Here is an 18,150-nt window from a genome sequence, read left to right as displayed (position 1 = left end):
GACGGGGCCTGGTGTACCGGGCATGAGGGGAGCGGCTCAGAGCGCGAGGCGCTGCCCGGGCACGATCAGGTCGGGATCACCGCCGATGACGGACTTGTTGGCGGCGTACAGCCGCTGCCAGGTGGTTCCGTGCCGGGCGGCGATGCCGCTCAGCGTGTCGCCCGCGCGGACGGTGTAGTCGCCGCGGGAGGCACTGCGGTTGGTGTGGCCCGTCTCGCGCGCCGGCGTCTTCGACGGCCGCTGCGGCGGCGCTGCCTGTGTCTTGCGCGTCTTCTGCTCGACGGACTTGACGGACTTGTGCGTCGCCCCGGTCCCGACCGAGCCCGATCCGGTCCCGGGCGCGCTGCCGGAGGCCCCCGCCCGGGCCGAGCAGACCGGCCACGCGCCCCAGCCCTGGGCCTGCTGGACCCTGGTGGCGACGGCGATCTGCTGGGCCCTGGAAGCCCGGTCGGCGGTGGGCGCGTAGGCCGTGCCGCCGTAGGCGCGCCAGGTGCCGGCGGCGAACTGCAGCCCGCCGTAGTAGCCGTTGCCGGTGTTGATGTGCCAGTTGCCGCCGCTCTCGCACTGGGCGATGCGGTCCCACACTCCGCCGTCCGCCGCGTGGGCGTTGCCGGTCGCGGCCAGCAGCCCGAGCGGGGCCAGCAGCACCGCCCCGGCGAGAGCCGCCGTCGTCCGCGTCCTGCGGGCGTTGTCGCGCGTGGTGTCGTGGCTCTTATCGGCACATTCGGACATGTAAATCCCTCTCGAAGGACTCGGGGTCCCCCAAGGCGGGGCGCGCCCGCCGCGCATGGACGCGGTCGGCGCGCTCGCCCCGTCCGCCGGAAGAGGTCGAGCCGAGTGGTGCCGGTTCGGTGCGGTCGGCGGACGTACCCGAGCGGTGCTCGTTGCACACGGCCGAGGAATCTAAGGAGGGGACAACGCCCGAATCAACCAACCCCCCGTTCTGGCAGGCCGATTGACCGTTACCGGAGGTAGCGACTTTTTTCGGCCACCCACTTCATTCGCTGATTTCCTGATTTTTCGGCCACCCGAACGGGCGATCTGTGACCCACTTCACCCCGTCAAGCCCCTTGATCTTTCGGGGAGTTGACGATGAGTGCCCGGTTCCGCACCTGACGTGACCCTGTGCGCAGGATGGTTCGATTCCGTTCGGCGGAGGGCGTGACTCCCGCCACAGATCGCCCGTTGTCTTCTTCAAGAGCCGGGGGCCCTCCCGGTTCATGGGCCGGGAGCCGCCCGGTCCCGCCACGCACCCGCATCCCGAGGGAGCCAATCGTGCCGCGCATGCTCGACGTCAGCGACGCCGTACGCGCCGAGATCGGCGACGAAGAAGCCGACCGGCTGCTCGCCGGAGAGAACGCCCCGGGCAGTTACGACTGCACGTCCTGCCGCACCCCGGGCGACTGCGAACAGGAGCGCACCAGCACCGTCCTGTTCGTCGGGGACGAGACCGCCGTCCTCGCCTTCGCCCACGCCACCTGCCTGCCCTCGCAGGTCGTCCAGGTCACCGAGGAGCATCTGCGCGGCGCGGTCCGCTCCATCAGCGCCGACGCGGGCGCCGTGGGCAGGGTGCCCGAGCAGGCCCTGCCGCAGCAGACCGCGCCCGAGCAGGCCGTACCCCAGAAGGTCGTACCGCAGCAGGCTGTGCTCGGGGTGACCAGCGGACTCGTCCTCATCGCCGGGGAGCTGCACCCCGCCCTGGTCGTCGAGCCGACCGCGCCCATCGCGCGCCCGGGCTCGCTGAGCGCCGACGACGAGTTCCTGCCGCTGCTCGTCGAGCAGGGCTTCCTGCCGGTGACCGAGATCGCCTCCGTACCGCCCGTGCTGCACGGCTGGTCGGTGCTGCTCGCCATGGGCCAGCTGCACGCCGTGCTCCAGCCGGGCACCAACGGCGGTGGGCCGGTGGCCTGGTGGCAGGCGCACCAGCCGCTCCAGGTCACCGACGGCTGGCGGGCGGCGGCCAACAAGCACCAGCAGGTGCTGATGTTCGCGGCGCCGGTCGGCTCCATCGGCCGCCAGCCGCGCGAGGACCTGCTGCGGGAGGCGCTGGACAAGGCGGCGGCGAACGGAAGGCTGGTCACGGCGGCGCTGCCGCTCGCCGGGATCTGAGGCCTGTCCGGCGGATCAAGTCGCAGGAAATCGGCGGTCGGCCATCGGCCCGGGTGAGCGGGGGCGACAGGGGTCCCCCTGCTCGATGAGCTCGGGGTGGGGGTCCCCCCTGCTCGGAGAGCTTGGGGGAGCGCCGGACCCCGCGCCTGCGGCATGATCCGCCGGACAGGCCCCAAGGCCTGTCGGCCCTGACCGCATCCCTTCCGGTCCGGGGTCGTTTGGACATACGTGCACGCATACGACGTTCCCCGCCGCCAGTCCTACCCGCCGATCCCTTCGCCGAGCTCCCGGCTGCGCTCGTCGAGCCGGGAGCTCTCCCCGTCGCGGCCGGCCCAGGATCCTCACGGCGGCCCCTCGGCCACGCCGATCTACGACGCGCTCTACGCCGAGTACGTCAAGTCCTTCCGGACCCTGCCGGGCGACCGCAGCGGCGAGGAGGATCTGGGCTTCGTCGCGTTCGGGAACCTCCCGCACGGTACGGGCTCGAACGCGTACAGCGCCTACAGTGCGGGCGCGTACAGCACCCGCCACGGCACCGGCCAGCAGCAGGCGCAGTGGCAGCGCATCGGGACGATCGGGCGGCAGGACACCGGGACCCAGCACGTTCCGGCGGCGCTGCCGCCCGGCCCGCGCCGCGGACTCTGACGCCCCGACAAGCGGAAGGGCGGCCCCCTGACTCAGGAGGCCGCCCTTCCGCTTCGGCTACTTCTTCTTCGCGCCGCGCTTCTCGCGGACCCGCACCGAGATGTGGATCGGCGTCCCCTCGAAGCCGAACTCCTCGCGCAGCCGGCGCTCGATGAAGCGCCGGTAGCCCGCCTCGATGAAGCCGGAGGCGAACAGCACGAACCGCGGCGGCTTGGTGCCGGCCTGGGTGCCGAACAGGATGCGCGGCTGCTTGCCGCCCCGGACCGGGTGCGGGTGGGCGGCGACGAGCTCGCCGAGGAAGGCGTTGAGGCGGCCGGTCGGCACCCGGGTCTCCCAGCCGGCCAGCGCCGTCTCGATCGCCGGGACCAACTTCTCCATGTGCCGCCCGGTGCGCGCCGAGACGTTCACCCGCGGGGCCCAGGAGATCTGCGCGAGATCGGTCTCGATCTCCCGCTCCAGGTAGTAGCGGCGCTCCTCGTCGAGGGTGTCCCACTTGTTGTAGGCGATGACGAGCGCGCGGCCCGCCTCGACGGCCATGGTGATGATCCGCTGGTCCTGCACCGAGACGTTCTCGGAGGCGTCGATCAGGACGACGGCGACCTCGGCCTTCTCCACGGCGGCGGCGGTGCGCAGCGAGGCGTAGTAGTCGGCGCCCTGCTGGAGGTGGACACGCTTGCGGATGCCGGCGGTGTCGACGAACTTCCAGGTCTTGCCGCCCAGTTCGATCAGCTCGTCGACCGGGTCGCGGGTGGTGCCCGCCAGCTCGTCGACGACGACGCGCTCCTCGCCGGCCACCTTGTTCAGCAGGGAGGACTTGCCGACGTTCGGCCGGCCGATCAGCGCCACCCGGCGCGGACCGCCGATGCCGGTCCCGCCGAACGTCTCGCGCGGTGCCTCGGGCAGCGCCTCCAGGACGCGGTCCAGCATGTCGCCTGTGCCGCGGCCGTGCAGCGCCGAGACCGGGTGCGGCTCACCGAGGCCGAGGGACCACAGGTACGCCGCGTCGGCCTCGCCGCTCGGGCCGTCGACCTTGTTGGCGCACAGCACCACCGGCTTGCCCGCCTTGCGCAGCAGCCGTACGACCGCCTCGTCGGTGTCGGTGGCGCCGACCTTGGCGTCGACGACGAACACGACCGCGTCGGCGGCCTCGATGGCGTACTCGGCCTGGGCGGCGACGGAGGCGTCGATGCCGAGGACGTCCTGCTCCCAGCCGCCGGTGTCGACGACCTTGAAACGGCGGCCCGCCCACTCGGCCTCGTAGGTCACGCGGTCGCGGGTGACGCCCGGCTTGTCCTCGACGACCGCCTCGCGGCGGCCGATGATGCGGTTCACCAGAGTCGACTTGCCGACATTGGGGCGGCCGACGACGGCGAGCACGGGCAGCGGGCCGTGTCCGGCCGCCTCGATGGCGCCCTCGACGTCCTCGAGGTCGAAGCCCTCTTCCGCGGCGAGCTCCATGAACTCCGCGTACTCGGCGTCGCCGAGCGCCCCGTGATCGTGCTCGGCCGAGCCGTCGGGCTGGATGTGGTCGTTCATGAAGTCGGTACCTCGTCGTTCATCGTGGTGGTCGGTGGAGCCCCGCCGGTCAGCGGTGATCCACTACTCAAGTGTCGCCGAGCGCCCGGTCAGACGCCTGGCGTTTTCCAGGTGGGCGGTGAGCTGCTTCTGGATGCGCTCGGTCGCCTCGTCCAGCGCCCGCCGCGTACGCCGCCCGCTGCCGTCACCCGCATCGAACGGGTCGCCGAAGACGACGTCGACGCGGGAGCGCAGCGGGGGCAGCCCCCTTATCAACCGTCCGCGCCGCTCGGAACTTCCCAGCACCGCCACCGGCACGACCGGCGCCCCGCCGCGGACCGCGAAGTAGGCGAGCCCGGCGCGCAGGGAGGCGAAGTCGCCCTCGCCGCGGGTGCCCTCGGGGAAGATGCCGAGGACGCCGCCGCCGTCCAGGACGCCGAGGGCGCGGGTGATCGCCGTACGGTCGGTGGTGTGGCGGTCCACCTTCAGCTGGCCGATGCCGGTCAGGAAGGGGTCCAGCGGGCCGACGAACGCCTCCTTCTTGATCAGGAAGTGCACCGGCCGGGGTGCGACGCCCATGACCATCGGGCCGTCGATGTTGTGCGAGTGGTTGACGGCGAGGATCGCCGGGCCGGCCGCGGGCACCCTCCAGGCGCCGAGCACACGCGGGCTCCACAGGCCGTACATCAGCCCGACGCCGATCCGCCGGCCGACATCGGCACCGCGCTCGGACGGAAGACCCGCCGTACGCTCCGACGGACGGCTCACTTCGCGGCCCGCTTCTCCTCGACGAGGGTGACGACGCACTCGATGACCTGCGCCAGCGTCAGGTCGGTGGTGTCCACCTCGACCGCGTCGGCGGCCTTGGCCAGCGGTGAGGTCTTGCGGCTGGAGTCGGCGGCGTCCCGCTTGATCAGGGCCTCGCGGGTGGTGCGCACGTCCGCGCCCTTCAGCTCGCCGCTGCGGCGGGCGGCACGGGCCTCCGGGGAGGCGGTGAGGAAGATCTTGAGGTCGGCGTCCGGCAGCACGGTGGTGCCGATGTCACGACCCTCGACGACGATGCCGGCCTCGGCGGAGCCGGCCAGCGAGCGCTGCAGCTCGGTGATCCGGGCCCGCACCTCCGGCACGGCGCTGACGGCGCTGACCTTGGAGGTGACCTCCTGGGTGCGGATCGGGCCGGCCACGTCCACGCCGTCGACGGTGATCGTCGGATGGGCCGGGTCGGTGCCGGAGACGATCTCGGGCTTGCCGGTCACGGCGGCGATCGCGGAGGGGTCTTCCATGTCGATCCCGTTGGTCACCATCCACCAGGTGATCGCCCGGTACTGGGCGCCGGTGTCCAGGTAGCTCAGGCCGAGCTGCGCGGCGACGGCTTTCGACGTGCTCGACTTGCCCGTGCCGGAGGGGCCGTCGATGGCGACAATCACGGGCTGGGCGGTCCGGGCGGCGCCGTTTTCCACAGCGGGGCACCTTCCTGGTGAAGGGTGGTGGACGGGGGTGCGGGGCGCCGGGTCGTAGAGCGCCCCGCACAAGGTTACTGGCTTCCCGGACCCCCTCTTACTGGCGGATGGCCCAGCCCCGTTCCCGCAGGGCCGCCGTCAGGAGAGGCGCCGCCTTCGGCTCGACCATCAGCTGCACCAGACCGGCCTGCTGCCCGGTGGCGTGCTCGATCCGTACGTCCTCGATGTTGACCCCGGCCACCCCCGCGTCCGCGAAGATGCGGGCCAGCTGGCCGGGCTGGTCGTCGATGAGGACGGCGACGACCTCGTACACGTGCGGCGCGGACCCGTGCTTGCCGGGCACCCGGACCTGGCCGGCGTTGCCCCGCCGCAGCACGTCCTCGATGCCGACGCTGCCCTCGCGGCGCTTGGCCTCGTCGGAGGACTGCAGGGCGCGCAGGGCCCGGACGGCCTCGTCCAGGTCGGCGGCGACGTCGGAGAGCAGGTCGGCGACCGGTCCGGGGTTGGCGGACAGGATGTCGATCCACATCCGCGGGTCGGATGCGGCGATCCGGGTCACGTCCCGGATGCCCTGGCCGCACAGCCGTACGGCCGCCTCCTCGGCGTTCTCCAGACGCGCGGCGACCATGCTGGAGACCAGGTGGGGCATGTGGGAGACGAGGGCCACGGCGCGGTCGTGGGCGTCGGCGTCCATCACGATCGGAACCGCACGGCAGTGCGAGACCAGTTCCAGGGCGAGGTTGAGCACCTCGGTGTCGGTGTCCCGGGTGGGGGTGAGCACCCAGGGGCGGCCCTCGAAGAGGTCGGCGGTCGCGGCCAGCGGGCCGGACTTCTCGCGGCCCGACATGGGATGGGTGCCGATGTAGGCGGTCAGGTCCAGGCCGAGCGACTCCAGCTCGCGGCGCGGGCCGCCCTTGACGCTGGCCACGTCCAGGTAGCCGTGGGCCAGGCCCCGGCGCATGGCGTCGGCGAGCACCCCGGCCACATGTGCCGGAGGTGCGGCGACGATCGCGAGGTCGACGGGCCCGTCCGGGGCCTCGTCCGTGCCGGCGCCGAGCGCGGCGGCCGTGAGGGCCTGCTCCGGGTCGTGGTCGGCGAGGTGCACGACCACCCCGCGCCGGGCGAGGGCCAGGGCGGCCGAGGTGCCGATGAGCCCGGTGCCGATGACAAGGGCGGTTCTCATTGGGCGATGTCCTTGCGCAGGGCGGCCGCCGCACCGAGGTAGACATGGGCGATCTCGGCGCGCGGCCGGCCGGACTCGATGTGCGCGAGGACGCGGACGACCCGGGGCATGGCGCCCTCGATGTCCAGTTCCTGGGCGCAGATCAGCGGTACGTCGGTGATGCCGAGCTTGCGGGCCGCGGCGGCCGGGAAGTCGCTGTGCAGGTCGGGGGTGGCCGTGAACCAGATGCTGATCAGGTCGTCGGCGGTGAGGCCGTTCCGCTCCAGGACGGCGGTGAGCAGGGCTCCGACCCGCTCGTCCATGTGACCGGCCTCGTCCCGCTCCAGCTGGACGGCCCCCCGGACCGCTCGTACCGCCACGGCGCTGCTCCTTGCTGACGTGTGTATCGGCTGACGTGTGTATCGGCTCTCGGACATCCAGCCTAGACAGACCGCGGGATCGGGGTGGGCGGCGCCCGCCCGCTGAGACGACAAGGAAAATGGATCTTTTATTGCGTTCTGTTCAGATTTGCTTCGCATTGGCCGTGTTCGGTGCGAAGATGCTGGAGCTCCGCTCGGAGCTCTTCCCCTTCTCCCTGCACCCTCGGAGTAACGACATGACTCAGGGCTCGACGCGGCGCACGGTTCTCGCCACGGGTGCGGCGGCGCTCGTGACGGCGGGCTGCGGCAGCACCAGCGGCAGCGGCAACTCCGAGACGTCACCCTCCCCGGAGACGTCACCCTCCCCGGAGACGTCCCACCCCTCGCAGACCCCACCCGCCGCGACGACGTCCTCCCCCTCCATGGGCACGGCCGCCGCCGGGCGGGTGCTGGCGAGCACGGGGGACATCCCGGAAGGCGGTGGCATGGTCTTCACGCGGGCGAAGGTCGTGGTCACCCAGCCGAAGAAGGGCGAGTTCAAGGCCTTCTCGGCGATCTGCACGCACCAGAGCTGCACGGTGAGCCGGGTCGCCGACGGCACCATCGACTGCCCCTGCCACGGCAGCCGCTTCCGCATCGCCGACGGTTCCGTGGCCCAAGGCCCGGCGACCCTGCCACTGCCCACCAAGCCGATCAAGGTCGAGGGAAATTCCATCAGCCTGGCGTGAGGAGCCGCGTACGCTCCCGGGCATGCAGCCCGGGAACCTGGTACGCGACCACACGATCTACGCCTGTGTCATGGGGTCGAGGGCCTTCGGGCTGGCGACGGACGACAGCGACACGGACCGCCGGGGCGTCTTCCTCGCCCCCACCGCCCTGTTCTGGCGCTTCGAGAAACCGCCCACGCACGTGGACGGCCCGCTGCCCGAACAGTTCAGCTGGGAGCTGGAGCGCTTCTGCGAACTGGCGCTGCGCGCGAACCCGAACATCCTGGAGTGCCTCCACTCGCCGCTGGTGGAGTACGCCGACGACACGGGCCGCGAGCTGCTCGCCCTGCGCGGGGCGTTCCTGTCCCGGCGGGTGTACGAGACCTTCACCGGCTACGCCCTCGGCCAGCGCCGCAAGCTCGACGCGGACCTCCGCACGCACGGCGCCCCGCGCTGGAAGCACGCCATGCACCTGCTACGGCTGCTGGCCGGCGTCCGCGACCTGCTGCGCACGGGCCGGCTGACCCTCGACGTGGGCGACGAACGCGACCGGCTGCTGTCGGTCAAGCGCGGCGAGGTCCCGTGGCCGGCGGTCGAGTCATGGATGACCCGCCTGGCGGCGCAGGCCGAGGAGGCGTCCCACCACTCGCCCCTCCCCGAGGAGCCCGACCGCCGGCGCGTGGAGGACTTCCTGCACCACGTCCGCCACGCATCGGCCTGCCGGGCGACACCCGCCTAGAGGTCGACCTCCTGCATCAGCCTGCCGACCTCCGTGTTGGACAGGCGGCGCAGCCAGCCCGACTTCTGGTCGCCGAGGGTGATGGGGCCGAAGCCGGTGCGGACGAGTTTGTCGACCGGGAAGCCGGCGGCGGCGAGCATGCGGCGGACGATGTGCTTGCGGCCCTCGTGGAGGGTGACCTCGACCAGGTAGTTCTTGCCTGTCTGCTCGACGACCCGGAAGTGGTCCGCGCGCGCGTAGCCGTCCTCCAGCTGGATGCCGTCCTTGAGCTTCTTGCCCAGGTCGCGCGGGATCGGGCCGACGATGTGCGCGAGGTAGGTCTTGCGCACGCCGTACTTGGGGTGGGTCAGGCGGTGGGCCAGCTCGCCGTGGTTGGTGAGCAGGATGACGCCCTCGGTCTCGGTGTCCAGGCGGCCGACGTGGAACAGGCGCGTCTCGCGGTTGGTGACGTAGTCGCCGAGGCACTGGCGGCCCTCCGGGTCCTCCATGGTGGAGACGACACCGGCGGGCTTGTTCAGCGAGAAGAACTGGTACGACTGCGTGGCCACCGTCAGGCCGTCGACCTTGACCTCGTCCTTCGCCGGGTCGACCCGGCGGCCCTGCTCCAGGACGATCTCGCCGTTGACCTCGACCCGCGCCTGCTCGATCAGCTCCTCGCAGGCGCGCCGCGAACCGTATCCCGCGCGCGCGAGGACCTTCTGCAGCCGCTCGCCCTCCTGCTCGGCGCCGGGGAAGGTCTTGGGCAGCTTGACGTCCTTCTTGCCGGCATACCGCTCGCGGTTGCGCTCCTCGGCCCGCGCCTCGTACTCACGGGAGCGGGCGGGGGCCGTACGGCCGCGCCGCTGCGGCTGCTGTGCCTGCTTCGGGCCGCCCTTGGCGCCGCCGCGGGCCGCGCCGCCGCGCCCCGACTTCGGGCCGTCCTCGGTGGCGCCGGGGCCCACGTCGTAGCGGCGCTCCTCGGGGCGGGGCCGGCGGGGACGTCCCTGCCCCTGCCGCTCGTCCCGGTTGTCGCCGGCGCCGCGGTAGTTGCCGCGTCCGCTGTTCCTGCCGCTGCTTCGCATCAATGTTCCGTCTTAGTCGTCTGCGTCCTGACCGCCGGGCGCGTCGGGCGCGTCCGGGTCGAACGACGGTACGCCCTCCTGGGTCTCGGCCTCGATCGCCTCCGCCTCCGGGAGGAAGGGCGCGAGCTCCGGGAGCTCGTCCAGACCGCGCAGGCCCATCCGCTCCAGGAAGTAGTTCGTCGTCCTGTACAGGATCGCACCTGTTTCGGGTTCCGCGCCCGCCTCCTCGACCAGACCGCGCTGGAGCAGGGTGCGCATGACGCCGTCGCAGTTGACTCCGCGTACGGCCGAGACGCGGCTGCGGCTGACCGGCTGGCGGTAGGCGACCACGGCGAGGGTCTCCAGGGCGGCCTGGGTGAGGCGGGCCTGCTGGCCGTCGAGTACGAAGCCCTCGACGGCGGCGGCGTACTCGGGGCGGGTGTAGAAGCGCCAGCCGCCGGCGACGAGCCTGAGCTCGAAGCCGCGGCCCTGCGCGGTGTACTCGTCGGCCAGTTCGCGCAGCGCGTCCGCGATCTGCCGCCGGGGCCGCTGGAGTATCTTCGCCAGGTGCTCCTCGGTGGCGGGCTCGTCCACGACCATGAGGACGGCCTCCAGGGCGGGCTTGAGCTCGAGTTCGGCGACGGCGGGCTGCCCGGCGCCCGGCTCGATGATCTCCTCACTCACGCTTCTTCTCCTCCTTGGACTCCTTGGACTCCTTGGACTTGGACTCCTTGGGCTCCTTGCTCTCCCCGGGCGGCCGGTCGAACTCGTCGGTCACCACGGGCGTCGTGTCCCCGTCCCCTCCGGTCCACCGCACGATGAGCTCGCCGAGGGCCGCCTCCTGCTCCAGGGCGACGGCCTTCTCCCGGTACAGCTCGAGGAGCGCGAGGAAGCGGGCCACGACGGTGAGCGTGTCGTCGGTGTCCTCCACGAGCGCGCGGAAGCTGGCCTCGCCCAGCTCGCGCAGCCGCGCGACGACGATCCCGGCCTGTTCCTGCACGCTGACCAGCGGGGCGTGGATGTGGTCGACGTACACCTGCGGCTTGGGCTTGGGCTGCATCGCCTTGACCGCGAGCCTGGCGAAGCCCTCCGCGCCGATGCTGATGACGACGTCGGGCAGCAGCTCGGCGTGGTGCGGCTCCAGTCCGACGGTACGGGGGCAGCGCCGGCCCTCCTCCTCCAGGCGCCGGCTGAAGATGTCGGCGATCTGCTTGTACGCCCGGTACTGCAGCAGCCGGGCGAACAGCAGATCCCGGGCCTCCAGCAACGCCAGGTCGGCCTCGTCCTCCACCTCGGCGGCGGGCAGCAGCCGAGCGGCCTTCAGATCGAGCAACGTGGCCGCCACGACCAGGAACTCGGTGGTCTCGTCCAGATCCCAGTCCGGCCCCATCCCCCGGATGTGCGCCATGAACTCATCGGTGACCCTGGAAAGCGCCACCTCGGTGACATCGAGCTTGTGCTTGGAAATCAACTGCAACAGCAGATCGAACGGCCCCTCGAAGTTCGCAAGCCGAACCTTGAACCCCCTGCCGCCACCGCCGTCGTCGCCCACCCCGCCCCCGGCCTCCGACGGCAAGCCCGCCTGGCCCTGCGGCCCGCCCGCCTCAGCCTGCGGGGGGAGACCCGCCTCGGGCCCCGCCCCATCCCAGGCCTGCGTCCCGGGACCGCCCGCAACCCGCGGGCCCAGACCCGCACCAAGCGGCGGCTGCGGGCTCACTCCGGCCTGCGTCCCGGCCCCCGCCACAGACTGCGGGTGCAAGCTCCCCTCAGGCTCCTGCGAAGTGCTCGCCTCGGGCCCCGCCCCGCCCACGGCCTGCGTCCCGGAACCGGCCGCAACCCGCGGGTGCGGATCCCCCTCGGACCCTGGCCGAGCGTTTGCCTCGGCCTCCACTCCACCCGCGGTCCCCGGCAGGGAACCGGCCGCAGGCTGTGGGTGCCGGCTTGTCTCGGGGTGCGGCTCGAGAAGCGTCTCGACCGCCTCGGCCCCGGGTTCTCCACGGCGTCCCGCCTCGGGCTCCGGTCGGGGATCGGCTCGGGGAGTGGTCAGGTTCGCTTCGTCCGCGACCCCGTCCTCGGCTGCCCGGGTCGCCGACGGCCGGGTGTGGTCGGCGGGCGGCTCGGGTGGGCGGGGGGAAGCCGTTCCCGGGCCGCGGCCGAGGGGGCGTCTACGACCGGTGGGGGTGGGAGCGTCGTTCGAGGTCATGACCGTCGCAGGCTATCGCTTACCGCCCCGCGCGGCCGACCAGGGCTGGTCCGGCGGATCGGGCCGGGTCCCCGGCCATGGGGCCTGTCCGCCCAGGTGGGCGCGGGCCCGGTGCGCCCTAACGGCCGCGCAGCCGCCGTACCAGGATGCTCGCGTCGCCGCGGGACTCCAGGTCGGCCAGGACCACGGCGACCGCCTCGCGGACGATGCGGCCGCGGTCCACCGCCAGACCGTGCTCGCCGCGCAGCACCAGGCGGGCGTGCTCCAGGTCCATGAGTTCCTCGGCGGACACGTACACAGTGATCTTCTCGTCGTGCCGCTCCCGCCCGCTGGGCCGGCGCGGGGTGCCGCGGCCCCGCTTGCGCGGCGGCGCGGCGGCAGAACCTTCCTGCGCCGCCCCACGCCGCACGGGCCGCTCCGCGGCAGCGGACCGGCTGCGGGACTCGCCCGCGTCCGTCGGCTCCGCCTCCACCGCCACGTGCTCCGCGCCCCCGCCGTCGCCGCCCTGCGCGGGCACCGACTGCGGCGCGTCCTCCGCCGAGGCGGCCACCGCGTCGCTCTCCCCCGCGGGAGCGGGCACCCGGGCCTCGCCGTTGCCGGCCTGGCGCCGGGGAGTGGACGGCTGGAGCGCCGTCCCCCCTGTCGTACGGAACAGCTCGTCGGCCCCCGGCAGACTCACTCGGCGTGACACCGGGCGAGCACCTCCCTGGCGAGCTGGCGGTAGGCGGCGGCACCGACGGAGTTGGAGGCGTACGTGGTGATCGGCTCACCGGCGACCGTGGTCTCCGGGAAGCGGACCGTGCGCCCGATGACCGTGTGGTACACGTGGTCGTCGAACGCCTCGACGACACGCGCGAGCACCTCACGGCTGTGCACGGTGCGCGAGTCGTACATCGTGGCGAGGATCCCGTCGAGCTCCAGCTCCGGGTTGAGCCGCTCCTGGACCTTCTCGATGGTCTCGGTCAGCAGCGCGACACCGCGCAGCGCGAAGAACTCGCACTCCAGCGGCACGATCACCTTGTGCGCGGCCGTGAGGGCGTTGACGGTGAGCAGGCCGAGCGAGGGCTGGCAGTCGATGACGATGTAGTCGTAGTCGTCCATCAGCGGCTTCAGCGCCCGCTGCAGCGTCGACTCGCGCGCGACCTCGGAGACCAGCTGGACCTCGGCGGCCGACAGGTCGATGTTGCTGGGCAGCAGGTCCATGTTGGGGACCGCCGTCTTCAGCAGGACCTCGTCCGCGGACATGCCCCGCTCCATGAGCAGGTTGTAGACGGTGAGGTCGAGCTCCATGGGGTTGACGCCGAGACCCACCGACAGCGCGCCCTGCGGGTCGAAGTCCACGAGCAGCACCCGGCGGCCGTACTCCGCGAGCGCGGCACCCAGGTTGATGGTCGACGTGGTCTTGCCGACGCCGCCCTTCTGGTTGCACATCGCGATGATCTTCGCGGGTCCGTGGTCGGTCAGCGGACCCGGGATCGGGAAGTACGGCAGCGGACGCCCGGTCGGGCCGATGCGCTCACGGCGCTGGCGAGCGGCGTCGGGCGCGAGCGTGGCCGCGTACTCGGGGTCGGGCTCGTACTCGGCGTCGGGGTCGTAGAAGTGCCCCTCGGGCAGTTCGTCGTAGTCGGCGAAGTGGTTGTGGGGCGCGCCACTTCCGTCGCCGGCCATGGCGTTCACGTGATGGCCATCCATGCTCTGGTGTGCTGACTGAGTCACCCCTGACGTCCGGTGACTCCGGTGGGCTGCGAAGGTGCGCACAGCAACGGAGCCGACAGCCTCGAGCCCCGTGGGACCCTGGCCCCGCGCAGGCATTCCTGGTTGACCACCCCCGGGAGAAAATGTCGACTCATTCACAAGTCGTCTTACCTCCTTGGTGACCAGGAAACTTCTAGACAGGTCAGCGTGGCACCATGCCGACGATTGGCGACTCTATGGCGTGTCGGGCATCCGCAGCAACACAATCCGCCGGACCCGGCCCGATGTGTCGGCAATGAAACATCCGGCTGTCAAGGGCGTACGGCCGTCGCACGGCAGGTTTCACCGGTGCGTGAATCGGTCGAATGGTTACGTTCGAGGCGAGTTGACCGGGTGCGGCAGGGTGACCATACACACATCCGGCCGGACCTTGTCGGTCAAGGTCCGGCCGGAGATGTGCCGTTGGCTGCGTGTGTTGACGTATCGCCTTTCACACCTTGGCGACTTGGCGACCTGCTCAGGCCAGCAGGGACTCCAGGGTCACGTGCTCCAGGCCGTGCGCCTCCGCGACCTCGCGGTAAGTCACCTTGCCGTCATGGGTGTTGAGGCCCTTGGCCAGCGCCGGGTCGCGGCGCAGCGCCTCCGCCCAGCCGCGGTTGGCGAGTTCGACGATGTACGGCAGCGTGGCGTTGGTCAGCGCGTAGGTGGAGGTGTTGGGCACCGCGCCGGGCATGTTGGCGACGCAGTAGAACACCGACTCGTGGACCTTGAAGGTCGGCTCGGCGTGCGTGGTCGGGTGGGAGTCCTCGAAGCAGCCGCCCTGGTCGATCGCGATGTCGACAAGGACACTTCCGGCCTTCATCCGGGACACCAGCTCGTTGCTGACCAGCTTCGGGGCCTTGGCGCCCGGGACGAGCACGGCACCGACGACGAGGTCGGCCTCGAGGCAGGCCTTCTCCAGCTCGAAGGCGTTGGAGACGACGGTCTTGATCTTCGTACCGAAGATCTTGTCCGCCTCCTTGAGCTTGTTGATGTCCTTGTCGAGCAGGGTCACGTGGAAGCCCAGGCCGATGGCGATCTGCGCGGCGTTCCAGCCGGAGACGCCGCCGCCGATGACGACTGCCTCACCGGCCGGCACGCCCGGGACGCCGCCCGGCAGCACGCCGCGACCGCCGGCGGCGCGCATCAGGTGGTAGGCGCCGACCTGCGGGGCCAGCCGGCCGGCCACCTCGGACATCGGGGCGAGCAGCGGCAGCGCGCGGCTGGGCAGCTCGACGGTCTCGTAGGCGATCGCCGTGGTGCCGGCCTCCAGCAGGGCGTCCGTGCACTCCTTGGAGGCGGCCAGGTGCAGGTAGGTGAAGAGGATCTGGTCCTTGCGGAGGCGGTGGTACTCCTCGGCGACGGGCTCCTTGACCTTCAGCACCAGGTCGGCGCCGGCCCAGACCTCGTCCGCGGTGTCGAGGATCTCGGCGCCGGCGGCCACGTACTCCTCGTCCGGGATCGAGGAGCCGGCGCCGGCGTTCCGCTCGACGACGACCTGGTGGCCGTTGCGCACCAGCTCGTTCACGCCGGCGGGGGTGATGGCCACCCGGAACTCGTTGTTCTTGACTTCGCGGGGGATGCCGACCTTCACGTCGATCACGGTCCTTGACTCAGAGAATGTGGGGCAATGCAACACGTACCCCGGCATGCGGGGGCATACCAGAAGACACCGCAGGAGAACGAGCGGTAGGGCCAGTCTAATGAAGGCATTCCCGCTGTCTAGCCTTTCATTGCATCAACCTTCAGTAGGCGTACTGCGGATTTCGCAGGCGTTGGCCTCTTGTTCCGGCCATGTGTCCGCCGCGCCGCCGTCCTCACCCGCGTGGATTTCGTCACCGAGCATGCGCTCGGCCGCCCCGCGGTGCAGGGCCGCCGCGGCCGGATCGCCCAGCCGCTCCAGGGTGTCGGCGAGCCGCAGCTGCAGCGCCGCCTGCAACCGCACGTCCTCCGCGCGGCGCGCCCACTCGACGGCCTCCTGGCAGGTGCGCAGGCACTCCGCGGGCCGCCCGGCGTACTCCTGGACGCGTGCCAGTTCGCTCAACGCCCGCGCGTGGGCGGCGACATCGCCGGCCTTGCGGTGCGCGGCGACGGCGGCCCGCCAGTTGCGCAGCGCCTCGCCGTAGCGGCCGGCGTAGGTGTGCGCGGCGGCGATGCGGCCGTAGAGGCGGGCGGCGTCCTCGCGCTCCCCGCGCGCGAGGCGCTGGGCCAGGGCACGGCCGAACCAGTCGGCGGCCCGGTCGTAGTCCCCGAGCTCCTGGTGGGCGCCGCCTACGGATTCCATCGCGCGGCCGGTCGCGTACGGGTCGTTCGCCTCGCGCCCGGCGTCCAGCGCGGCCCGGTAGCGGACCAGTGCCTCGGTGGTACGGCCGGTACGGGCGTCCAGGTCGGCGAGGTTCAGCAGGGCGGCGGCCTTCTCCCGGGGCAGCCGCTGCCGCTCGGCCACGTCGAGGACGAGCCGGTGGACACCGTAGAGGTCACCGGCGGCGGCCCGGGTGCCGAGATGGGCGACCATGGCCCGCACCAGCTGGGACATCAGCCGCCGGGCCAGGGTGTCCAGCTCGCCGTCGGCGACCGCGAGCCGGGCGGCGGCGAGCAGGGCGGGACGGCGGGCGCGCAGCCAGTCCTCGGCGGCCCGCGGGGTCGGAAAGCGCAGCGCGGGGGGCAGGCTCTTGAGCTTCTCGCGGGTCTCGGGGCTGTCGGTCTCGGTGATCGCCCGGCAGGACTGCAGCAGCCGTACGGTCCGCTCCAGCATCCGGGCGCGGGCCAGCTGCAGCTCGGCGGGGCGGTCCTGGCGCTCGGTGAGGGCCCGCAGCAGCGGGTGCAGACAGCCGGGGACCTCGTAGCACGGCAGCGGCGAGGGCAGGGCCCGCAGCAGGCCGAGGGCGGCGAAGTCCTCGAGGAAGGCGCGGGCCGCCTCGACCGAGCAGCCGGCGAGCGCGGAGGCGGTGTGCGGGTCGACGTCTCCGGCCGGGGCGAGGGCGAGCAGCCGCAGCATCCGGGCGGCCGGGCCCGGCAGGGTGGCGTGCACGAGCCGCAGCACGCGGGCGAGCGCGGGGCCCTCGCCGGTGTCGGCGTGCAGTTGCCCGGCGAGGTCGGCGACGGCGGCCTTGGGGCGGGCGGCGAGCCAGCCGCCCGCCAGGGCGAGCGCGGCGGGCTGGCCCTGGCAGACCTCGGCCAGGCTCTCGGCGGCGCGCGGGTCGACGGTGATGCGCACCGGATCGATGTGCTGGGCCAGCAGCTCCACGGCGGACTTGGTGTCCAGGCCGCCGAGCGTGCAGGGGCGGACGTCCGCGATCCCGGTGAGCGGGCCCCGGGAGACGGCGACGAGCAGGCAGCCGGCGTTGTCCGGCAGCAACGCGTCGACCTGCTCGGCCCCGGCCGCGTCGTCGAGCAGCAGCAGCGCCCGGCGCTCGGCGAGCGCGTCCCGCAGGGCCTCGGTCAGCTCGTCCTCGGCGGCGCCGGGCGGGGTGGGCAGGCCGAGGTCGGTGAGCAGGTCGCGGGCGGCGCGCTCGACCGGCACGGGGGTGCCGTCGGGCTCGGCGAGCCGGGCGCGCAGCACGCCGTCGGGGTAGCCGTCCGCGACCTGCCGTACGAGTTCCTCGGCGAGCGCCGTACGGCCGGAGCCGGGCCTGCCCGCGATCAGCAGTACACGCGCGCGTGGGGCCTTGCGGCCGGAGAGGGTGTCGAGCCCGGCCCGCTCGATGTCGGCGCGCAGTTCCTTCAACTCCCTTGTACGGCCCAGGAAGGCGCTCTTGGTGGCCGCGGGGGACCGGTCCCTCCCGGAGAGGTCCACCCCACCTGCGTCCACCGCCTGGTCCGTCACGGGCCACACTCCCGTCCCACCGCACGCGCAAGCCCGCCGGGACTCCGGTCCGGGCGCTGTCCAGAGCCTAGTTCACGCTCCGCGACGTTCCGGGAGGAGCACGGCGGGCACGTCGCCCGATCGGATCAGGCGATCGTCACACCGGACGGGGCGGGTGTCCGGCACCGACGCCCGTCCGGGTCAGGCGGAGGCACGCCGCAACAGGAAGTCGCACAGCACTCCCGGGTCGCCCGATCCCACGCACAGACGCGTGGCACCGCCGGTCTCGACGATGCCCAGACCGATGTAGTCGTAGTCCGTCTCCGCGTCGGTCACGCCGGCCCGTTTCAGCGGCACCCAGCCACCGCTGTCGCCCAGTGCCCAGGCCCCGGTGGCGCTCGTCACCCCGTCCGCCCACGGACCGGGGGTGAACACCTGCGCGGGAAGGCCCACCGCCCGGAAACGGCCGTCGGCGCCGAGCCGGATCCAGCCGTCCCCGCCCTCCACCTTCCAGGTGCCGACGACCGCGGAGCGGGAGGCGACGGTCGCCGGGCGCACCTGCCGGCTCTTGACGGCGGCTACCGCCCACGCGGCGGCCGCCGCCGTCACCGCCACAGCCAGAACGCCCACCGCGAGGCGTCGGCGCCTCGC

At 72.5% G+C, this 18,150-nt stretch carries 18 protein-coding genes; 4 read left to right on the top strand and 14 right to left on the bottom strand.

Going from position 1 to position 18,150, the window contains the following annotated elements:
* Positions 1 to 36 precede the first annotated feature (36 nt).
* On the bottom strand, positions 37 to 732 hold the full coding sequence (locus tag ACX25U_RS28625) for a LysM peptidoglycan-binding domain-containing protein (protein WP_454384168.1): 696 nt from the start codon (positions 730 to 732) through the stop codon (positions 37 to 39).
* Between the two features lie 543 nt (positions 733 to 1,275).
* Between ACX25U_RS28625 and ACX25U_RS28620 the strand changes: the two genes are divergently transcribed.
* Both ACX25U_RS28620 and ACX25U_RS28615 read left to right on the top strand, forming a co-directional pair.
* Positions 1,276 to 2,109 carry a hypothetical protein gene (locus tag ACX25U_RS28620; protein WP_454384166.1) on the top strand — a complete coding sequence of 278 codons (834 nt, stop codon included), beginning with the start codon at positions 1,276 to 1,278 and terminating at the stop codon, positions 2,107 to 2,109.
* A 228-nt stretch (positions 2,110 to 2,337) separates the two neighbouring features.
* Complete coding sequence (locus ACX25U_RS28615; protein WP_454384165.1) at positions 2,338 to 2,754, top strand: hypothetical protein; 417 nt, start codon at positions 2,338 to 2,340, stop codon at positions 2,752 to 2,754.
* A 57-nt stretch (positions 2,755 to 2,811) separates the two neighbouring features.
* Here ACX25U_RS28615 and der read toward each other — a convergent pair whose 3' ends face one another.
* The 5 genes from der to aroH form a co-directional block, all read right to left on the bottom strand.
* Positions 2,812 to 4,290: a ribosome biogenesis GTPase Der gene (gene der / locus ACX25U_RS28610; RefSeq protein WP_454384163.1), complete on the bottom strand. Its 1,479-nt coding sequence runs from the start codon at positions 4,288 to 4,290 to the stop codon at positions 2,812 to 2,814.
* 63 nt (positions 4,291 to 4,353) lie between these two features.
* Positions 4,354 to 5,076, bottom strand: a complete 723-nt coding sequence (locus tag ACX25U_RS28605; protein ID WP_454384161.1) for a lysophospholipid acyltransferase family protein — start codon at positions 5,074 to 5,076, stop codon at positions 4,354 to 4,356.
* Positions 5,034 to 5,729 carry a (d)CMP kinase gene (gene cmk / locus ACX25U_RS28600; protein ID WP_454384159.1) on the bottom strand — a complete coding sequence of 232 codons (696 nt, stop codon included), beginning with the start codon at positions 5,727 to 5,729 and terminating at the stop codon, positions 5,034 to 5,036. The genes ACX25U_RS28605 and cmk overlap by 43 nt, the downstream gene beginning before the upstream one ends.
* A gap of 97 nt (positions 5,730 to 5,826) precedes the next feature.
* A complete protein-coding gene (locus tag ACX25U_RS28595) occupies positions 5,827 to 6,912 on the bottom strand; it encodes a prephenate dehydrogenase (RefSeq protein WP_454384157.1) in 1,086 nt (361 codons plus the stop codon).
* Positions 6,909 to 7,271, bottom strand: a complete 363-nt coding sequence (aroH, locus tag ACX25U_RS28590) for a chorismate mutase (protein WP_454384155.1) — start codon at positions 7,269 to 7,271, stop codon at positions 6,909 to 6,911. The genes ACX25U_RS28595 and aroH overlap by 4 nt, the downstream gene beginning before the upstream one ends.
* A gap of 236 nt (positions 7,272 to 7,507) precedes the next feature.
* On the opposite strand from aroH, the gene ACX25U_RS28585 reads away from it, so the two are divergent.
* On the top strand, positions 7,508 to 7,999 hold the full coding sequence (locus ACX25U_RS28585) for a Rieske (2Fe-2S) protein (RefSeq protein WP_454384153.1): 492 nt from the start codon (positions 7,508 to 7,510) through the stop codon (positions 7,997 to 7,999).
* A gap of 22 nt (positions 8,000 to 8,021) precedes the next feature.
* Entirely contained in the window at positions 8,022 to 8,717 is a 696-nt protein-coding gene (locus ACX25U_RS28580) for a nucleotidyltransferase domain-containing protein (protein ID WP_454384151.1), read from the top strand.
* Here ACX25U_RS28580 and ACX25U_RS28575 read toward each other — a convergent pair.
* The 8 genes from ACX25U_RS28575 to ACX25U_RS28540 all read right to left on the bottom strand — a co-directional run bounded on the left by ACX25U_RS28575 (position 8,714) and on the right by ACX25U_RS28540 (position 18,129).
* Complete coding sequence (locus ACX25U_RS28575; RefSeq protein WP_454384149.1) at positions 8,714 to 9,778, bottom strand: pseudouridine synthase; 1,065 nt, start codon at positions 9,776 to 9,778, stop codon at positions 8,714 to 8,716. The two genes, ACX25U_RS28580 and ACX25U_RS28575, sit on opposite strands and share 4 nt — an antisense overlap.
* 12 nt (positions 9,779 to 9,790) lie before the next feature.
* Complete coding sequence (gene scpB / locus ACX25U_RS28570) at positions 9,791 to 10,441, bottom strand: SMC-Scp complex subunit ScpB (RefSeq protein WP_454384147.1); 651 nt, start codon at positions 10,439 to 10,441, stop codon at positions 9,791 to 9,793.
* A complete protein-coding gene (locus ACX25U_RS28565; protein ID WP_454394557.1) occupies positions 10,434 to 11,474 on the bottom strand; it encodes a segregation and condensation protein A in 1,041 nt (346 codons plus the stop codon). Before ACX25U_RS28565 ends, scpB begins: the two co-directional genes overlap by 8 nt.
* A 604-nt stretch (positions 11,475 to 12,078) precedes the next feature.
* Positions 12,079 to 12,639: a hypothetical protein gene (locus tag ACX25U_RS28560; protein WP_454384145.1), complete on the bottom strand. Its 561-nt coding sequence runs from the start codon at positions 12,637 to 12,639 to the stop codon at positions 12,079 to 12,081.
* A complete protein-coding gene (locus ACX25U_RS28555; protein WP_454384143.1) occupies positions 12,636 to 13,772 on the bottom strand; it encodes a ParA family protein in 1,137 nt (378 codons plus the stop codon). Before ACX25U_RS28555 ends, ACX25U_RS28560 begins: the two co-directional genes overlap by 4 nt.
* Before the next feature lie 400 nt (positions 13,773 to 14,172).
* Positions 14,173 to 15,297 carry an alanine dehydrogenase gene (gene ald / locus ACX25U_RS28550; RefSeq protein ID WP_454384141.1) on the bottom strand — a complete coding sequence of 375 codons (1,125 nt, stop codon included), beginning with the start codon at positions 15,295 to 15,297 and terminating at the stop codon, positions 14,173 to 14,175.
* 135 nt (positions 15,298 to 15,432) lie between these two features.
* Positions 15,433 to 17,520, bottom strand: coding sequence for a tetratricopeptide repeat protein (locus ACX25U_RS28545; RefSeq protein WP_454384139.1), 2,088 nt, complete (start codon positions 17,518 to 17,520; stop codon positions 15,433 to 15,435).
* Positions 17,521 to 17,700: 180 nt separating this feature from the next.
* Positions 17,701 to 18,129: a hypothetical protein gene (locus ACX25U_RS28540; RefSeq protein ID WP_454384138.1), complete on the bottom strand. Its 429-nt coding sequence runs from the start codon at positions 18,127 to 18,129 to the stop codon at positions 17,701 to 17,703.
* Positions 18,130 to 18,150: the final 21 nt, after the last annotated feature.

The sequence above is a fragment of the Streptomyces sp. JNUCC 63 genome, assembly GCF_054366325.1.
Note: the sequence above shows the minus strand (reverse complement) of the source record. Positions and strands in the feature narration are given on the sequence as shown.